This is a genomic window from Pantoea sp. X-Soil-YNGN-844, assembly GCF_059730595.1.
Genome location: NZ_AP036007.1, coordinates 214,091 through 230,329, shown reverse-complemented (window position 1 = coordinate 230,329; position 16,239 = coordinate 214,091). Strand labels below are relative to the sequence as shown.

Annotated in this window: 14 protein-coding genes; 4 read left to right on the top strand and 10 right to left on the bottom strand. The window is 56.0% G+C overall.

Annotated elements, in window-relative coordinates; all coding sequences use genetic code 11:
- The 7 genes from tatA to udp all read right to left on the bottom strand — a co-directional run bounded on the left by tatA (window position 1) and on the right by udp (window position 7,157).
- Entirely contained in the window at window positions 1–255 is a 255-nt protein-coding gene (gene tatA, locus AC6I8C_RS00975; protein ID WP_009088506.1) for a Sec-independent protein translocase subunit TatA, read from the bottom strand.
- Window positions 256–364: 109 nt separating this feature from the next.
- Window positions 365–2,002 (bottom strand): ubiquinone biosynthesis regulatory protein kinase UbiB, encoded by a 1,638-nt coding sequence (gene ubiB, locus AC6I8C_RS00970; protein ID WP_033734835.1) that lies wholly within the window; start codon window positions 2,000–2,002, stop codon window positions 365–367.
- On the bottom strand, window positions 1,999–2,604 hold the full coding sequence (gene ubiJ / locus AC6I8C_RS00965) for a ubiquinone biosynthesis protein UbiJ (RefSeq protein WP_497821364.1): 606 nt from the start codon (window positions 2,602–2,604) through the stop codon (window positions 1,999–2,001). The genes ubiB and ubiJ overlap by 4 nt, the downstream gene beginning before the upstream one ends.
- An 11-nt stretch (window positions 2,605–2,615) precedes the next feature.
- Complete coding sequence (gene ubiE, locus AC6I8C_RS00960) at window positions 2,616–3,374, bottom strand: bifunctional demethylmenaquinone methyltransferase/2-methoxy-6-polyprenyl-1,4-benzoquinol methylase UbiE (protein WP_008926452.1); 759 nt, start codon at window positions 3,372–3,374, stop codon at window positions 2,616–2,618.
- Between the two features lie 75 nt (window positions 3,375–3,449).
- The gene (rmuC, locus tag AC6I8C_RS00955; RefSeq protein WP_285722393.1) at window positions 3,450–4,949 is read right to left on the bottom strand and encodes a DNA recombination protein RmuC; all 1,500 of its coding nucleotides are present in this window, start codon (window positions 4,947–4,949) and stop codon (window positions 3,450–3,452) included.
- 85 nt (window positions 4,950–5,034) lie between these two features.
- Complete coding sequence (locus tag AC6I8C_RS00950; protein WP_497821363.1) at window positions 5,035–6,303, bottom strand: tetratricopeptide repeat protein; 1,269 nt, start codon at window positions 6,301–6,303, stop codon at window positions 5,035–5,037.
- A gap of 92 nt (window positions 6,304–6,395) precedes the next feature.
- Window positions 6,396–7,157 carry a uridine phosphorylase gene (gene udp, locus AC6I8C_RS00945; protein ID WP_033734831.1) on the bottom strand — a complete coding sequence of 254 codons (762 nt, stop codon included), beginning with the start codon at window positions 7,155–7,157 and terminating at the stop codon, window positions 6,396–6,398.
- Between the two features lie 304 nt (window positions 7,158–7,461).
- Here udp and AC6I8C_RS00940 point away from each other — a divergent pair, with 304 nt between their 5' ends.
- Complete coding sequence (locus AC6I8C_RS00940) at window positions 7,462–8,295, top strand: dienelactone hydrolase family protein (protein ID WP_013359708.1); 834 nt, start codon at window positions 7,462–7,464, stop codon at window positions 8,293–8,295.
- A gap of 71 nt (window positions 8,296–8,366) precedes the next feature.
- On the opposite strand, the gene metE is transcribed toward AC6I8C_RS00940, so the two are convergent.
- Window positions 8,367–10,637 (bottom strand): 5-methyltetrahydropteroyltriglutamate--homocysteine S-methyltransferase, encoded by a 2,271-nt coding sequence (gene metE, locus AC6I8C_RS00935; protein WP_497821362.1) that lies wholly within the window; start codon window positions 10,635–10,637, stop codon window positions 8,367–8,369.
- A 144-nt stretch (window positions 10,638–10,781) separates the two neighbouring features.
- On the opposite strand from metE, the gene metR reads away from it, so the two are divergent.
- Window positions 10,782–11,708 (top strand): HTH-type transcriptional regulator MetR, encoded by a 927-nt coding sequence (gene metR / locus AC6I8C_RS00930; RefSeq protein ID WP_013359706.1) that lies wholly within the window; start codon window positions 10,782–10,784, stop codon window positions 11,706–11,708.
- 83 nt (window positions 11,709–11,791) lie between these two features.
- On the top strand, window positions 11,792–12,271 hold the full coding sequence (locus AC6I8C_RS00925; protein ID WP_497821361.1) for a YehS family protein: 480 nt from the start codon (window positions 11,792–11,794) through the stop codon (window positions 12,269–12,271).
- Window positions 12,272–12,779: 508 nt separating this feature from the next.
- On the opposite strand, the gene AC6I8C_RS00920 is transcribed toward AC6I8C_RS00925, so the two are convergent.
- Window positions 12,780–13,643, bottom strand: a complete 864-nt coding sequence (locus AC6I8C_RS00920) for a carboxylate/amino acid/amine transporter (protein WP_497821360.1) — start codon at window positions 13,641–13,643, stop codon at window positions 12,780–12,782.
- A gap of 374 nt (window positions 13,644–14,017) precedes the next feature.
- On the opposite strand from AC6I8C_RS00920, the gene glpT reads away from it, so the two are divergent.
- Entirely contained in the window at window positions 14,018–15,358 is a 1,341-nt protein-coding gene (gene glpT, locus AC6I8C_RS00915) for a glycerol-3-phosphate transporter (protein ID WP_497821359.1), read from the top strand.
- A 48-nt stretch (window positions 15,359–15,406) separates the two neighbouring features.
- Here glpT and yigL read toward each other — a convergent pair whose 3' ends face one another.
- On the bottom strand, window positions 15,407–16,207 hold the full coding sequence (gene yigL, locus AC6I8C_RS00910; RefSeq protein WP_033784698.1) for a sugar/pyridoxal phosphate phosphatase YigL: 801 nt from the start codon (window positions 16,205–16,207) through the stop codon (window positions 15,407–15,409).
- Between the last annotated feature and the right edge of the window lie 32 nt (window positions 16,208–16,239).

Here is a 16,239-nt window from a genome sequence, read left to right as displayed (position 1 = left end):
TTACACCTGCTTGTCGTTCTTGGCTTCTTCTTTGTTAGCCGACGTTTGCTGTTTGTCCGCCAGTGTTTTGGCCGCGAAGTCAGCGTCCTGCTCTTTCGGCTGATCCTTTTTGTCATCCTCGTCACTCATGGCTTTTTTGAAGCCACGAATCGAAGAACCTAAATCTGAACCCAGATTACGTAATTTGTTGGTACCGAACAGAAGAACAACAATCACGGCAATGATTAACAATTGCCAGATACTGATACCGCCCATGAGATAGCCTCTAATATTCTGTGAAAACGATAAGGTAATGCAGGACAGAGTGCCCTTTTTAACCGGGCTTTAGCCAGCGACATTACCTTTTTTTAAACAGACGTGACAATCAGTTTGTCTTACGCCAGCCGATTAACCAGGAGACGATTCCCGCTGCCATCAGCACCGCCGGGAAGAAGTCCCAGTCCGGTCGGGTGAGCAGCACCGCCGTTCCACTTAACAGCAACGTTGCACCGACGCCAAACAGGTATCGCGCCTGATGGTGACGGACGCGTTGCGCGTTCATGTCGCCCACTAACTTATCGACGCTGTGCCGTAAGAGTTTGTGCTGGCGCATGCTGTCGTAAAAGAGTTCTGGCAACTCAGGTAACTTTTCAGCCCAGAATGGCGCTTTCTCTTTGACCGCACGAATAATAGCGGGCAAACCGACCTGATCCTTAATCCAGTCTTCCAGGAACGGTTTAGCCGTCTTCCACAGGTCGAGCTGCGGATAGAGCTGACGGCCAATACCCTCCACATAGAGCAGCGTTTTTTGCAGTAATACCAGCTGCGGCTGCACTTCCATATTAAAGCGACGTGCGGTGTTAAACAGATTCAGCAGCACATGGCCGAAGGAGATCTCAGCCAGCGGTTTTTCAAAAATCGGCTCACAGACCGTACGGATCGCAAACTCGAAATCTTCAACGTTGGTATCGGGCGGCACCCAGCCTGAGTCAACGTGCAGCTCCGCGACCTTACGGTAGTCACGGTTGAAGAAGGCGATGAAGTTTTCCGCCAGATAACGCTTATCTTCTTTGTTCAATGAACCCACGATACCGCAGTCGATGCCGATATATTGCGGGTCTTCCGGATGCTCATAGCTGACAAAAATGTTGCCCGGATGCATATCCGCATGGAAGAAGCTGTCGCGGAAAACCTGGGTGAAGAAGACCTGCACGCCACGCTCTGCCAGCAGCTTCATGTTCACACCATGACGCTCCAGCGTCGCTACGTCTGAAATCGGAATGCCGTAGATGCGCTCCATCACCATCATGGTTTCGCTGCAGTAATCTGAATAGACTTCCGGCACATAGAGCATGCGGCTATCTTCAAAGTTCCGGCGCAGCTGAATGGCATTGGCGGCTTCGCGTAACAGATTCAGTTCATCAAGCAGGGTTTTCTCATAATCGCGCACCACCTCGACCGGACGCAGACGACGGCCATCCGGCAGCAGACGCGGAACCCAGCGTGCCAGCCGATAGATAAGCTTCATGTCCGCTCTGATGACCGGCAAAATATCGGGGCGAATGACTTTGATGACCACTTTCTTACCGGTCGATTTCAGCGTGGCGGTGTGCACCTGCGCAATGGATGCCGACGCCAGCGGCTTGATATCAAAATCATCAAACCAGGTTTCAATCGGCGCGCCCATTGAGGCTTCAATCTGCGCTTTGGCTTTGACGCCATCAAACGGCGCAACGCGGTCCTGCAGGATTGCCAGTTGATCGGCGATCAGCGGCGGGAAAAGATCGCGACGCGTCGACAGCATCTGGCCAAACTTGATCCAGACCGGCCCAAGTTGCTCCATCGCCATGCGCATGCGTGCGCCAATCGGTTCATGCTTATACAGATTCGGGATCCAGAAAACAGAGCGACGCCACAGGCGAAACAGGAAAGTGAGGCGTGTCTGAGGGATCAGTTCATCAAGGCCATAGGTCAGAAAGACCTTCATGATCAGATATAAACGGCGGATCTCTCCAAAACTCATTTTGCCTCCAGCTGCGCCAGACGCGCATCAAGCGCCTCAAGCGAACGTTCCATCGCGTCGACCTCCTCAGAAAACCAGGCTAACTCCAGCGAGCCAGGCGCAACACGCCACTCTTCGGTAATGGCCTGTCCGAGATAATCCTGGCGACGCTGCACTTCACCTTTGAAAAAGCGTAATGCCTGTTGTGAGTGCTGACTGATGCCCTGAGCGGCGATATCGCCGACCCAGGGAGCCAGATATTCTGCCGGATCCAGCTCAGCCAGATCCATTAGCGCGGAGAACTGCTGCACCACCTGCAGGTCACCTTCAACCTGCAGCCCACCGCTGCGGATCAGCGGCGTCAGCTGCTGGCGATCGCGCAGCTTAGGCAGCGTTTTCAGCGAGGTGATCACCGTGCAGTCACTGCGATCCTGCCAGTCCGCTAATACGTCGAGCTGCTGCTCACTGAAAACCAGCACCAGCGGATGCGAAAACTCACTCAGGCGCAGCGTCAGCACTTTGCCATTCAGGCGTTGCCGCGCCGCTTTCAGGCCACGATCGCGATAGAGGATACGGTTCAGCGCCGTTTCCAGACCCGCGGTAATCAAGGGCGTCAGGTTCATTACCATCTCACTCAGAACTTAAATCCGCGATGCAGCGCAACAATGCCGCCGGTCATATTGGAGTAAGTGGTATTTTCAAAACCGACATCGTTCATCATCGCTTTCAGGGTCTCCTGATCGGGATGCATGCGGATTGATTCGGCCAGATAGCGATAGCTCTCTGCATCCTGCGCTACCAGCTGTCCGATGCGCGGCAGAATGTGGAACGAGTAAGCGTCATACGCTTTGCTCAGCGGATCCAGAACAGGCTTAGAGAACTCCAACACCAGCAGGCGTCCGCCCGGCTTAAGGACACGGAACATGGAGGCCAGCGCCTTCTCTTTTTCCGTGACGTTGCGCAGACCAAAGGAGATGGTGATGCAGTCGAAATAGTTATCGGGGAAAGGCAGCGCTTCTGCGTTGGCCTGGACGTAACTCACGTTGCCCACCACGCCCTGATTGCGCAGTTTTTCGCGGCCCATCTTCAGCATGGAGCTGTTGATATCCGCCAGGACAACCTGACCGGTTTCGCCCACCAGGCGAGAGAATTTGGCGGTGAGATCGCCGGTACCACCCGCCAGATCTAACACGCGCTGACCGCGACGTACGCCGCTGCTGTCAATGGTAAAACGCTTCCAGATACGATGGACGCCAAACGACATCAAATCGTTCATCAGGTCATATTTTGCCGCTACGGAGTGAAACACGTCCGCGACTTTGTCAGCTTTTTCGCTTTTGGCGACCGTCTGAAAGCCAAAATGGGTAGTTTCCTGCTGTGATTCATCTGCCATCGGTTTTACCTGCTCCACAAACAATACTTCCCGAAGTGTATCAGAGTCACGGAAGTCAGGCACGCTGCGCCCATACTATTCGTGGAGGCGTCTCACACGACTCTCACTTTCATCCGCATCCCTGTCGTCATCTGCGTCGTCAGCCGCCCGGTTTTCCGGCATGGCCCGCTCGGCCAGCTGGGGATTGATGGGTCGTTTGATCTCCACGCCCAGCGCACGAAATCCTTCCGTCTGCGCAATCAGGTTGCCGCGCCCTTCTGCCAGCTTTTTCATCGCTTCGCGATAGCTGTTCTGCGCCTTATCCAGGCTGTGACCAATGCCGCTCATGTCATCGACAAACAGTCGCATCTTGTCATACAGCCGCGTGGCCCGGTCAGCAATACGCTGCGCATTGCGGCTCTGATGCTCGTAGCGCCAGAGATTGTTAATGGTACGCAGCGCTACCAGCAGCGTGGTAGGACTGACCAGCATGATGTTCTGCTGCAGCGCCTCGCCAATCAGCTCAGGCTGTCGGTCAATCGCCAGCAAAAAGGCCGGCTCGACCGGAATGAACATCAACACATAATCCAGCGACCGTAAACCGGGCAATTGTTGATAATCTTTTCGTCCCAGCAGACGAATATGCGCCCGCATGGCCGCGACATGCTCCTGGATCGCCTGCTCACGTTCGATCTCATCATCCGCATTGAAGTAGCGTTCATAGGCCACCAGCGTCATTTTGGCGTCCACCACCACATCTTTGCCCTGCGGCAGACGCACAATGACATCCGGCTGCATCCTGCCCTGCTGTTCTGACTGGATGCTGACCTGAGTTTCATATTCGTAGCCTTCACGCAGCCCGGAGGCTTCCAGTACCCGGCTCAGCACCACTTCACCCCAGTTACCCTGGATTTTATTGTCGCCCTTGAGCGCTTTGGTCAGGTTAAGCGCCTCCTGCGCCATCTGTGCATTCAGCTGCTGTAACTGCCGGATTTCATGAGTCAGGGTGTGCCGTTCACGTGCCTCGGCGCCAAAGCTTTCATGCACCTGACGACGGAAGCCATCCAGCTGTTCACGCAGCGGGCCAATCAGCCCGTCCAGACTCTGGCGGTTCTGTTCATCGACGCGACGGCCACTGTTTTCGAAAATACGGTTGGCGAGGTTTTCAAACTGGGCGCTCAGGCGTTGTTCGCTGTTGGTCAGCAGGCGCTGTTTCTCTTCAGCGGCAAAACGGGTCTCTTCAAGGCGGATGGTCACTTCGCGCAGCTCTGCTTCCTGCGCGCTGTTCACCTCCAGCTGATTGCGCAGTTCACGATTAAGCTGTTCGCTTTCATTGCGCCAGTAATCGAGCTGTTGCAGGCGCTCATTCGCCCCGCTCAGCGCGCCATGAAGCTGACGCAGCTCCTGCTCACGCTGCTGCGTCTGCTGCTGAAGCTGTTCGATTTGCTGCTGCTGACGCTGTTGCGCCTCTTCCTGCAGACGGCGCTCGGTCTGAAAACTGGCGACCTGATGGCCGGCACGTAACTGTGCCAGCATCCAGCCAATCCCCAACCCGGCAAGCGCCAGACAGGCGCTGATAATGATGTGCTGATCCATGATTTCCCCGCGACTCAGGCTGCTGAGGAAAAAGGTAGAGTCGCACTGTATGAATGTCCAGATAAATTTACCGGCATTCAGCGCCTTACAGGGCCTCTACCGTCAGCTTTCCAGCCTGCCACTCATCAATCAGGAAGAATGGCATCGGCAATAGCCACTCGCCGTTTTTGACCTGCGCCAGATAATGCCAGGTTGTCTCGCCGGAGGTGATCGCAACGCGCTGTCTGCTGCCCTCAGGGGCGCTGGATTTACCGGTCATACTGGCAAAGCCGGCATTGCTGCCAACGTGGAAATGCGGCGTCTGCCAGCGCACGGGCGCATGATCAGGCCACGCCCGGGCCTGATGAAAACTGAACAGCTCATCATGGCTCAGGAGGCTTTCACGCACTGTCGGCCATAACGCCACTTTGAGGAAATATTGATCGGTGAAGCGCTGACTGCCCTGATACCGGGCAATGAAATCACGCATCGCCTGCTCCACGTTGTGAAAGACGCCGTGACAGCCGCCCCACATTCCCGCCAGCAGCAGTTCGGTATGAGAGAAGTAGTCGCGCATATGGTGGAACCAGTAAGGCGACGCCAGCCAGGCGTTAACCGCGGCCGCTTCGCGCTCCGAAAGCAGCGAGTCGGCATCGCGCACAATAAAGCGCTTCACCATCGGATCGTCGAGCACCAGAAAACGCCACAGGGTCGGGAACAGCGTTTTCTCGTGAGACATATCGACCAGCTGGACATGTGGCTGGTCCAGGCGCTGCCAGACATGCTGCGGCACGCTGTCATCAAGGTAGATGCGGCAAACCCAGCCGGGATAGAACTCAGGCGCCACCTCAACGTTTTTAATCAGCGTTTCGCAATAGCGTGGCTGATCGCCATACAGGCAGAAGGCGATGACATTCTGATGTGGCTGGCTGAGATCGACAGGCTCAGGTTGCGGAGCAGGAAACGCGGCACGCTGTCCCTGACTGAAACGCGCATCAGAGCGCATCAGCGACGCCAGACCGAAACGTGCCACCTCTTCCTTTTTATCCAGCCAGCCGCACACTTCGGTTAAGCCATCCAGCCAGGTTTCAGAAGCCGTGGCCTGCACCGCGGGCGGTGACTGATAAATCTTCTGGTAGATTTTGTACGATTTATTGTACTGACCCAGACGCAGCAGGCAGAGCGCGTAGTCGCTCAGCACCTGCATCTGATTGGGCATTGAGCGCAAGACGTCTTCGCAGCACCGGGCAGCCAGCGCGTGGTCACCCTCCTGCATGGCAGCGCGAAAACGTTCGGCGCTGCGTTCCAGCCGGGCATTGATTGCCGCAGGATTAGCGCCAGGGACAGGACGTCGGACAGGAATCGTATTGCGCATAAACACTCTCAGGTTTCACTGATGTTACGCGCCGTTAACTACCGGCAACAGGTTTTGAGTCCGGACAAAAAACCTGCTGCCAGACGCGGGCGTTATAATAAACGACGCGCCGCTTCGACCACAATCTTCACTGCGTCACTTTCTGTCTGCTTCATGGTGACCGCATCCGGAATCTCTTTCTGAGTACGGTTCACAATCACGCCCGCGACCATGCCGGCCCGCAGACCCTGGCTGGCGCACATGGTTAACAGCGTTGCAGATTCCATCTCATAGTTGAGAACGCCCATCTCCTGCCACTCTTTCATCGATCCTTTGAAACGACTGACGACGCGGCCTGAAACAGTGTCGTAGCGCTCCTGGCCCGGATAGAAGGTGTCAGAAGAGGCGGTGATGCCAATGTGGGTTTTCGCGCCACAGGCTTCAGCGGCGGCAACCAGCGCGGTGGTGCAGGCGAAGTCAGCGACAGCCGGGAATTCCATCGGGGCAAAATGCAGGCTTGCTCCGTCCAGGCGAACGGACGCGGTGGTCACCAGCACATCGCCGACGTTGATGTGTGGCTGGATAGCACCTGTGGTACCGACACGCAGGAAGGTACGCACGCCAAGCTGCGCCAGCTCTTCGACCGCAATCGATGTAGAAGGACCGCCGATGCCTGTTGAGCAGACCACGACCGGCTTACCATCAAGTTTTGCCAGCCAGGAGGTAAATTCACGGTGTGAGGCGAGATGCGTGGCATCTTCCATCAGTCCGGCAATTTTCTTCACACGCTCCGGGTCGCCCGGCACAATCGCCAGGGTCGCGCCCTGCAGATCGGCTTTTGTCAGGCCAAGATGGAAAACGTCAGACTGTGTCATTTTCAGACTCCTGTTAAGGGAAGGTAGCGCGCCACTCTACGCCAGCACGCTCGATAAATATGTGACAACATTCACTTAAGAAAATGAAAGTTACATTTCCCGGAAGATAAAATGTGATTTTAATCACACAATTACGTCTTATTCGTCCGGATAGCCCTTAGCGAGGCTGTGTCAGGGTCGGCGCAATGTTAAAGAGGTGGATGATTTTATTCGCTGCTGATTCTGTTACCCGACACCTGGACGCAGACGCTTTACGGCCAGGCTATAGTTACGTGATTGCGCAAATGCTTGCACGGAGAGAATAATGAAACCCAGTGACACTATGGCACAAAAACCGGCGACGGGCGGCTTTGCCCCTGCCGTGCAGCCCACCGCCTCTACCACCATTATTACCGAAAGCCCGGCCATTCACTCAGGTGAAACCTCAGTGCCCAGCCAGGGCGAAAACATGCCGGCATTCTTTGCAAAACCGCACTCAGCAGAAGGCCCACTGCCTGTGGTGCTGGTTGTGCAGGAGATCTTTGGCGTCCATGAACACATCCGGGACATCTGCCGCCGTCTGGCGCTGGAAGGCTATCTGGCGATTGCGCCTGAGCTCTATTTCCGCGAAGGCGACCCGACTGAGTATAACGATATCCCGACGCTGTTCAGCGAACTGGTCAGCAAAGTGCCGGATACGCAGGTGCTGGCCGATCTCGATCATGCCGCTAACTGGGCAGCACGTAATGGCGGTGATATCCGTCGCATGGGCATCACCGGTTTTTGCTGGGGTGGCCGTATTACCTGGCTCTACGCCGCGCATAACCCACAGCTACGCGCCGCGGTTGCCTGGTATGGACGATTAATCGGTGAGCGAACGCTGAAGCAGCAGAAGCATCCAATTGATGTTGCGGTCGATCTGAGTGCGCCGGTGTTAGGTTTGTATGGTGGTCAGGATGACGGTATTCCATTGGAGAGCGTCGAGCAGATGCGTCAGGCGCTGCATGCCGCCAATGCGACCGCCGAGATCATCGTCTATCCCGAGGCGGGGCATGCGTTTAATGCTGATTACCGCCCGAGCTACCATGCTGAATCAGCCAATGATGGCTGGCAGCGGATGCTGGCCTGGTTCAGGCAGTATGGCGTTGCAGCAAAATAAAGGTATTGCTTCAAAATAGATGAAAACAGGGGTGCTTCTGCGCCCCTGTTTTTGGCCACCAGGCTCGTTTCCTACGCCGTCTCACCACGCAGTTTCTTTGCCGCCGTCACCATATTCGCCAGCGCCTGACGCGTCTCCGTCCAGCCACGCGTTTTCAGACCGCAGTCCGGGTTCACCCACAACCGCGTTTCCGGAATCCGTTTCGCCGCCTTCAGCAACAGCGCCTCTATCCACGCCACGCTGGGAATATTAGGCGAGTGAATGTCATAGACGCCGGGGCCGATTTCATTCGGGTAGTCGAAGTGTTCGAACGACTCCAGCAGGTCCATGTCAGAGCGCGAAGTTTCGATGGTAATCACATCCGCATCCAGCGCCGCGATGGCGTCCATGATGTCGTTAAACTCGCAGTAACACATATGCGTATGAATCTGGGTTTCATCCTGCGCCACCGCCGCATTCAGCCGGAACGCCTCCACCGCCCAGTTCAGATAGTCCGCCCACTCAGACTGATGCAGTGGCAGACCTTCACGCAGTGCAGGCTCATCGATCTGAATAATACCAATGCCTGCTTTCTCCAGATCTTCCACCTCATCCCGCAGCGCCAGCGCGATCTGCTTCGCGATGGTTTCCCGTGACACATCTTCACGCGGGAATGACCAGCACAGAATCGTCACCGGGCCGGTCAGCATTCCTTTTACCGGCTTGTCGGTCAGCGACTGCGCATACTTCGCCCACTCAACGGTGATCGCCTCTGGACGACTGACATCGCCGATGATCACAGGCGGTTTCACACAGCGGGAACCATAGCTCTGCACCCAGCCATTCTGGGTAAAGACAAATCCCTCCAGATGCTCGCCGAAGTACTCAACCATGTCGTTACGTTCCGCTTCACCGTGTACCAGCACATCCAGTCCCAGCCGCTCCTGTTCGGTAATCGCCTGTCTGATGTGCTCCGCGATGCCGGTGCGGTAATGGTTGCTGTCGAGACGGCCCTGTTTAAAGTCGAGGCGCAGACCGCGTATTTCAGTGGTCTGTGGAAATGAGCCGATGGTGGTAGTGGGCCAGGCGGGCAGATTGAAACGCTGACGCTGCAGCGCTGCCCGCACCGGGTAGGCGTTCTGGCGCTCACTGTGCTGCGGCGTAATGGCCTGCAGCCGCTGTCCCACCGCCGCATTATGCACGCGGCGGGAGTGAGCACGGGCACGTACCGGTGCGCTCCAGGCGTCCAGCAGCGTCGCATCATTGTTATTCAGTGCCTGACTCAGCAGTGAAAGCTCAGCACATTTCTGCAGCGCAAAGGCGAACCAGCTTTTGACCTCATCATCCAGCCGGGTCTCGACGCTGAGATCGATCGGACTGTGCAGCAGCGAGCAGGAAGATCCGATCCACAGCTGTTGACGCTCTTTGAGCAGCGGTTGCAGACGGCTGAACCAGCGGCTCAGATCGGCACGCCAGACGTTACGACCATTAATCACGCCCAGCGACAGCAGCCAGCTGGCGGGCAGTTGCTGATTCAGCTGCTCAATATCATCGCGGCCATGGACCAGATCGACATGCAAACCCTGTACCGGCAGCTCACGAATAACATCAAGGTTCTGGCCGATGCTGTCAAAATAGGTGGTCAGCAGCAGCTTACTGTGACCCTGCAGGGCGTCATACGCCGGTTTAAACGCATCGCGCCACGTCTGCGGCAGCTCCAGCGCCAGGGCGGGTTCATCGATCTGAACCCATTCGATGCCGCGCTTCGCCAGTTCTGCCAGCACCTGCTGGTAGATCGGCAGAATCCTTTCCAGCAGCGACAGACGTTCAAACGGCTCACCTTTAACTTTACCCAGCCACAGATACGTCACCGGTCCCAGCAGTACCGGTTTGATGTTATGGCCCAGCGCCAGCGCCTCATCCACCTCGTCCAGTAGCTGAGTCCAGGTCAGTTTAAAGGTCTGGTCCTGAGTAAATTCCGGCACCATGTAGTGATAGTTGGTGTTAAACCATTTCGTCATTTCTGCCGCCGCCGCAGGCTCGCCAGTCGGCGCACGACCGCGCCCCAGACGAAACAGCGTGTCGAGATCAACGGTCCCTTCTTTGTTCTGATGACGCGCGGGCACGTTGCCCAGCAGCAGGCTGGTGGTCAGCACATGATCATACCAGGCGAAATCGCCGACCGGCACCAGATCGACACCCGCCTCTTTCTGTTGTTGCCAGTGTCGGGCGCGCAGCTCGCGGCCCGTTGCCAGTAACGCCAGCTGCGTGCTGTCGCCCGCCCAGTAACTCTCCAGAGCTTTTTTCAGTTCACGACGCAGGCCAATTCGGGGAAAGCCGAGGGTATGGTTCAGGATAGTCATATGCTGTTCTCCAGATAATCTTTCACTTTGGCTTAAATGGGCAGCCAAAGATGTTTAGCCGTCCAGATGTTTACACTGCTATACTCTGCGGGTACTGTATGTTGCTCAAGCGCAATATGTTCATTTTCGATGTGAAGGACTCTCATGATCGAACTCAAGCACCTGCGGACGCTTCAGGCTCTGCGCAATACCGGATCGCTGGCGGCGGCGGCGGCCCAGCTTCATCAGACGCAATCGGCGTTGTCTCACCAGTTCAGCGATCTGGAGCAGCGGCTGGGATTCCGCCTATTCGTGCGTAAAAGTCAGCCACTGCGTTTTACGCCGCAGGGCGATATTCTGCTGCAGCTGGCGGAACAGGTGCTGCCGCAGATTCAGCAGGCGTTGCAGGCCTGCCATGAGCCGCATCAGACCACGCTGCGGGTAGCGATTGAGTGTCACAGCTGCATTCAGTGGCTGACGCCCGCGCTGGATAAATTCCGGCAGAGCTGGCCGCAGGTGGTGATGGATTTTAAATCGGGCGTGACCTTTGATCCCCAGCCCGCTCTGCAACAGGGTGAGCTGGATGTGGTACTGACCTCCGACATTCTGGCGCGCTCGGGCCTGTTCTACTCGCCGATGTTTGATTATGAAGTGCGGCTGGTGCTGGCGACGGATCATCCGCTGGCGCAGGTTGAGCAGATTTCACCGGAAGATTTAGCCGATGAAGTACTGATGATCTATCCGGTGCAGCGTCAGCGTCTGGATATCTGGCGTCACTTCCTGCAGCCCGCTGGCGTCAGTCCGGCCCTGAAAAGTGTGGATAACACCCTGCTGATGATTCAGATGGTGTCGGCACGCATGGGGATTGCCGCACTGCCGCACTGGGTGGTGGAGAGTTTTGAGAAGCAGGGTCTGGTCGTCACGCGCACGCTGGGTGAGGGTCTGTGGAGCCGTCTTTATGCCGCCGTGCGTGAAGGTGAGCAGCGTCAGCCGGTGCTGGAAGCGTTTATCCGTTTTGCCCGTCAGCACGCCTGTGAGCATCTGCCATTTGTGCGCGATGCCGCGCTGCCCGGTACGGTGTTGCAACGGTAATCCGGCCAGCACAAACCTGCGCGAACGCGGGCAAAATCCCCTATAATGCGCAGCCTGTCGACTGACCATGAGAAGATCTCACCATGACTAACAACGATATTCTGCGCAGCGTGCGCTACATGCTCAACCTGAGCGATGCCAAAATGGTGGAGATTTTTGCGCTGGCAGAATGTGACGTGCCGCAGACAGATATTCAGGCGTGGCTGAAAAAAGATGACGATGCGGCGTTCCGTCCCTGCCCCGATGTGCTGATGGGTTATTTCCTGAATGGCCTGATCTTTTACCGTCGCGGCAAGAGTGAAGATGCGCCCGCACCATCGATTGAACGCAAAATGACTAACAACATCTTCATGAAAAAACTGCGTATCGCTTTTGATCTGAAAACCACCGACATTCCTGATGTACTGAAGCGCGTGAATTTTACCGTTTCACAGGCTGAGATTGGTGCGATTTTCCGCAAACCTGATCATAAGAACTATCGCGAATGCGGCGATCAGATTCTGCGTAACTTCCTGAAAGGGCTGGCGATGATTCAGCGCCCTAAGAGTGAGAAGCCTGCTTAACGTCTGTGGCTGATCGCTTCGGGTACCTGCGTGGTCAGAAGTGGCGCATCTGATCGCAAAGAAAGCCTGCATCCATGCAGCACGGCCTCGCCATCCCTGGCTCGGACGCTTTGCTCCTCAGTTGCGCCACCTCTTCCCTCAAGCTTCTTCATGGCTTTTTAATCAGCAACACCAGGCCAGCCCTGGGGAGTGAAAGCGGGTCATCGGTGGAGCGTTCGTCGCACGGGAAAAAGCGCCGGGGGCATTTCTGAACCATCCTGTAAGATTCCTTCGCAATCGCACACGCCAGCTCCAACGCGAATGCTCTACGTTTCAGCGCTCCATCCCCTCCTTCATATTCGCTCTGAGCCATTAATAATCGCGATGATGCTGTTAAGTCTCCAGGGCTGGCGCGTCTGAAGAGCGAAGCGTCCGGGCCAGGGATGGCCCGGCCGATCCACAGGGATGTGAGATTCCTTAGCGATCGGACGCGCCAGCCCGGGAGGCCGCACCCATGCAACAGCCCTGTTTATGATAGGTCACCGCGCCCCACCACCCAGCGCTTATGCACCCACAGCGAGGCGATGATCACCAGCGCGCCCGCAATAAAGCTCGGCCAGTGCGGTTTCTGCTGCCAGATAGCCAGATTCACCAGCAGCCCGGCAGGGACGTGCATGTTATTCATGATGCCCAGCGTACCGGCATCGACCTGCGTCGCACCGTAGTTCCACATAAAATAGCCGAGACCGGAAGCCGCAACGCCCAGCCAGACCAGAATGCCCCACTGCAATGAGGTGGTCGGCAACTTCTGTGGATTGCCCCAGGCACACCAGGCAATCACCGCAATCAACACCGCCCCCAGATAGAACCATGAGAAGGCCGTATGCTGCGGCATGGGACGGGTTTCCTGCAGACGCTTATAACCCACCATGCCTGCCGCGAAGCAGATGTTTGCCAGTTGCACTAACAGCAGACCAAACCAGAAATGATCGCTGACTTTGTCATAACGAATAATCGCCGCACCCGCCACCGCCAGTAACGCACTGAAGATATAGCCGATGCGCAGCGGACGACGGCTGATCAGATCGTAAATCAGCGTCACATAGAGCGGCGTCATCACCGTAAATAGCAGGAATTCTGACACGCTAAGGTAGAGATAGGCTTCGAAGCTCAGCAGATACATCACGCCCAGTTGCAGCATCCCCACCAGCATATACAGCAGTAGCGTGGAAGGGCGATAACCCCGCCAGCGCAGGAAAGGTATGAATACCAGCGCAGCCAGCGCCAGCCGCATCAGCACAGAGAACCAGCTATCCACCTGCCCGGCGAGGTATTCGCCAATCAGGCTGAACGAAAAGGCCCACAGAATGGTGGTAATAATCAATAAAAACACGGCAACGACCCCGAAATTAACAGGCCGACAGTGTAAACAATGTGCCGCCGTCAGGCTGTGAAATCTGGTTGACATCTGATTATAAACCAGGCGATTAAACAGCTGACCGGATAGCCTGCTTACACTTCCTGATACATCAATCGACAGAATAGGTTTTCAGCCAGATAAAATGCGCGAAATGATCCATCAGATGATCACTTCCGCTCCTGACTGTAATAAAACTGTAACAAATGTGTCATTCATCACAGTAACGTTGCGCAACTAACACTATTCTTTGCGCGAAATGGAACATTCTGCATCCATTTTTTTCTGCACTTTCCTGCTCCAACCTGCCGGGAATGAAAAACCATAATGTGCCCTGGAGGGCCTCACTGATGCTGAGCATTTTTAAACCTGCACCACGTCAGCCGCAGGTGGCGGCGGATCACGTTGATCCGCTCTACCGTCGTCTGCGCTGGCAAATTTTCATCGGGATCTTCTTTGGTTATGCTGCCTACTACCTGGTCAGAAAAAACTTCGCACTCGCCATGCCCTATCTGGTCGAGCAGGGTTTTTCACGTGGCGATCTCGGGTTTGCCCTGTCCGGCATATCCATTGCCTACGGCTTTTCAAAATTCATCATGGGCTCGGTCTCTGACCGATCAAACCCGCGCGTCTTCTTACCAGCCGGTCTGATTCTGGCCGCAGCAGTGATGCTGATCATGGGATTCGTCCCCTGGGCGACCTCCAGCATCATGGTGATGTTCGTACTGCTGTTTATCTGCGGCTGGTTCCAGGGTATGGGCTGGCCACCCTGTGGGCGCACCATGGTTCACTGGTGGTCGCAGAAGGAGCGCGGCAGGATCGTTTCGGTCTGGAACTGTGCGCATAACGTGGGCGGTGGTATTCCGCCACTACTCTTCCTGCTCGGCATGGCGTGGTTCAACGACTGGAAAGCGGCACTCTATATGCCTGCGTTTGGTGCCATTGCTATTGCGATTATTGCCTTTGCGCTGATGCGTGACACGCCGCAATCCTGTGGCCTGCCACCGATTGAAGCGTATAAAAACGACTACCCGCCCGACTACGATGCCAGCCACGAAGAGGAGCTGACGGCAAAACAGATTTTCATGAAGTATGTGTTGCCGAACAAGCTGCTGTGGTACATCGCGCTGGCCAACGTCTTTGTCTATCTGCTGCGCTACGGCATCCTCGACTGGTCACCCACCTATCTGCGCGAAGTCAAACACTTCACGCTGGATAAATCGTCGTGGGCCTACTTCCTGTATGAGTATGCGGGGATTCCGGGAACGCTGCTGTGTGGCTGGATGTCGGACAAAGTTTTCCGGGGCAATCGTGGTGCGACCGGCGTGTTCTTTATGACGCTGGTGACCATTGCGACCGTGATCTACTGGCTGAACCCGGCGGGCAATCCTGGCGTCGACATGGCCTGCATGATCGTGATTGGCTTCCTGATCTACGGTCCGGTGATGCTGATTGGTCTGCATGCGCTGGAGCTGGCACCGAAAAAAGCAGCAGGGACGGCGGCGGGCTTTACCGGCCTGTTCGGTTACCTGGGTGGCTCGGTCGCGGCCAGCGCCATTGTCGGTTACACCGTTGATTACTTCGGCTGGGACGGCGGCTTTATGGTGATGATTGCGGGCTGTGTGCTGGCGGTTATTCTGCTGTTACTGACCATGGTCAGCGAACACAAACACAAAAAGACCCTCGTCTGACGGTAATAAACAAGGGCCGGCTATCCGGCCCTTGTTTACGCTGACGGCTTAAGCCAGATAGAGCGTGCGCAGCGTCTGCGGCACCGCATCATCGGCATTCGAACCAATCACATCCAGCTCCGGCAGCGTATCTTTCAACCGCTGATGGGCGTTCTGCATGATATAGCCCTTACCTGCCATGCTCAGCATCTCCACATCATTCATACCGTCGCCAAAGGCAATGCAGCTCTCCAGCGAATGACCCAGCGTTTTCGCGACCGCTTCCAGCGCATGTCCTTTCGACACGCCGCCCGCCATCACTTCCAGGCAGGTTGGCAGCGAGAAACTGACGTTAACCCGATCGCCCCAGCGCGCTTCAATCGCCTGCTCCATTGGGATCAGATGCTCAGGGTTTTCGCAGGTAAAAAAGACCTTGCTGATGTTGCTGGTTGGCAGCAGGCCCGGCTCATAGACCTGATAGTTGAAGACTGACTCACGAAAATAGTCCTGCTCAGCCGGGCTTGAACGGCTAACAAACCACTCATCGTCGCGGTAAACGTGCGTCAGAATATCGCTGTGATGATACTGCAGGCCAAACAGGTCGCTGGCGATATCCTCATCCAGATTATGACTGAACACCAGTTCGCCCTCTGCGTTATGCACGCGCGCGCCGTTCGAGGTGATCATATAGGCCGGAATCGCCAGGCTGTCGCGCATCTGTCCGACATCAATATGATGACGGCCGGTGGCGAAGACAAAGTGAATATCCTTAGCGACCAGCTGCTGCAGCGTTTCACGTGCAAAAGGGGTCAGGCGATGTTCGGGAGAAAGCAGCGTGCCATCCAGATCGGATGCAACGATGTGATACATGAAAACCTCGGGTATCTGGTTCTGCCGGTTTT

Bases quoted from the DNA above. Each gene is read 5' to 3' on its own strand.
- tatA (WP_009088506.1), bottom strand. From the start codon at position 255: ATGGGCGGTATCAGTATCTGGCAATTGTTAATCATTGCCGTGATTGTT.
- ubiB (WP_033734835.1), bottom strand. From the start codon at position 2,002: ATGAGTTTTGGAGAGATCCGCCGTTTATATCTGATCATGAAGGTCTTT.
- ubiJ (WP_497821364.1), bottom strand. From the start codon at position 2,604: ATGAACCTGACGCCCTTGATTACCGCGGGTCTGGAAACGGCGCTGAAC.
- ubiE (WP_008926452.1), bottom strand. From the start codon at position 3,374: ATGGCAGATGAATCACAGCAGGAAACTACCCATTTTGGCTTTCAGACG.
- rmuC (WP_285722393.1), bottom strand. From the start codon at position 4,949: ATGGATCAGCACATCATTATCAGCGCCTGTCTGGCGCTTGCCGGGTTG.
- AC6I8C_RS00950 (WP_497821363.1), bottom strand. From the start codon at position 6,303: ATGCGCAATACGATTCCTGTCCGACGTCCTGTCCCTGGCGCTAATCCT.
- udp (WP_033734831.1), bottom strand. From the start codon at position 7,157: ATGACACAGTCTGACGTTTTCCATCTTGGCCTGACAAAAGCCGATCTG.
- AC6I8C_RS00940 (WP_013359708.1), top strand. From the start codon at position 7,462: ATGAAACCCAGTGACACTATGGCACAAAAACCGGCGACGGGCGGCTTT.
- metE (WP_497821362.1), bottom strand. From the start codon at position 10,637: ATGACTATCCTGAACCATACCCTCGGCTTTCCCCGAATTGGCCTGCGT.
- metR (WP_013359706.1), top strand. From the start codon at position 10,782: ATGATCGAACTCAAGCACCTGCGGACGCTTCAGGCTCTGCGCAATACC.
- AC6I8C_RS00925 (WP_497821361.1), top strand. From the start codon at position 11,792: ATGACTAACAACGATATTCTGCGCAGCGTGCGCTACATGCTCAACCTG.
- glpT (WP_497821359.1), top strand. From the start codon at position 14,018: ATGCTGAGCATTTTTAAACCTGCACCACGTCAGCCGCAGGTGGCGGCG.
- yigL (WP_033784698.1), bottom strand. From the start codon at position 16,207: ATGTATCACATCGTTGCATCCGATCTGGATGGCACGCTGCTTTCTCCC.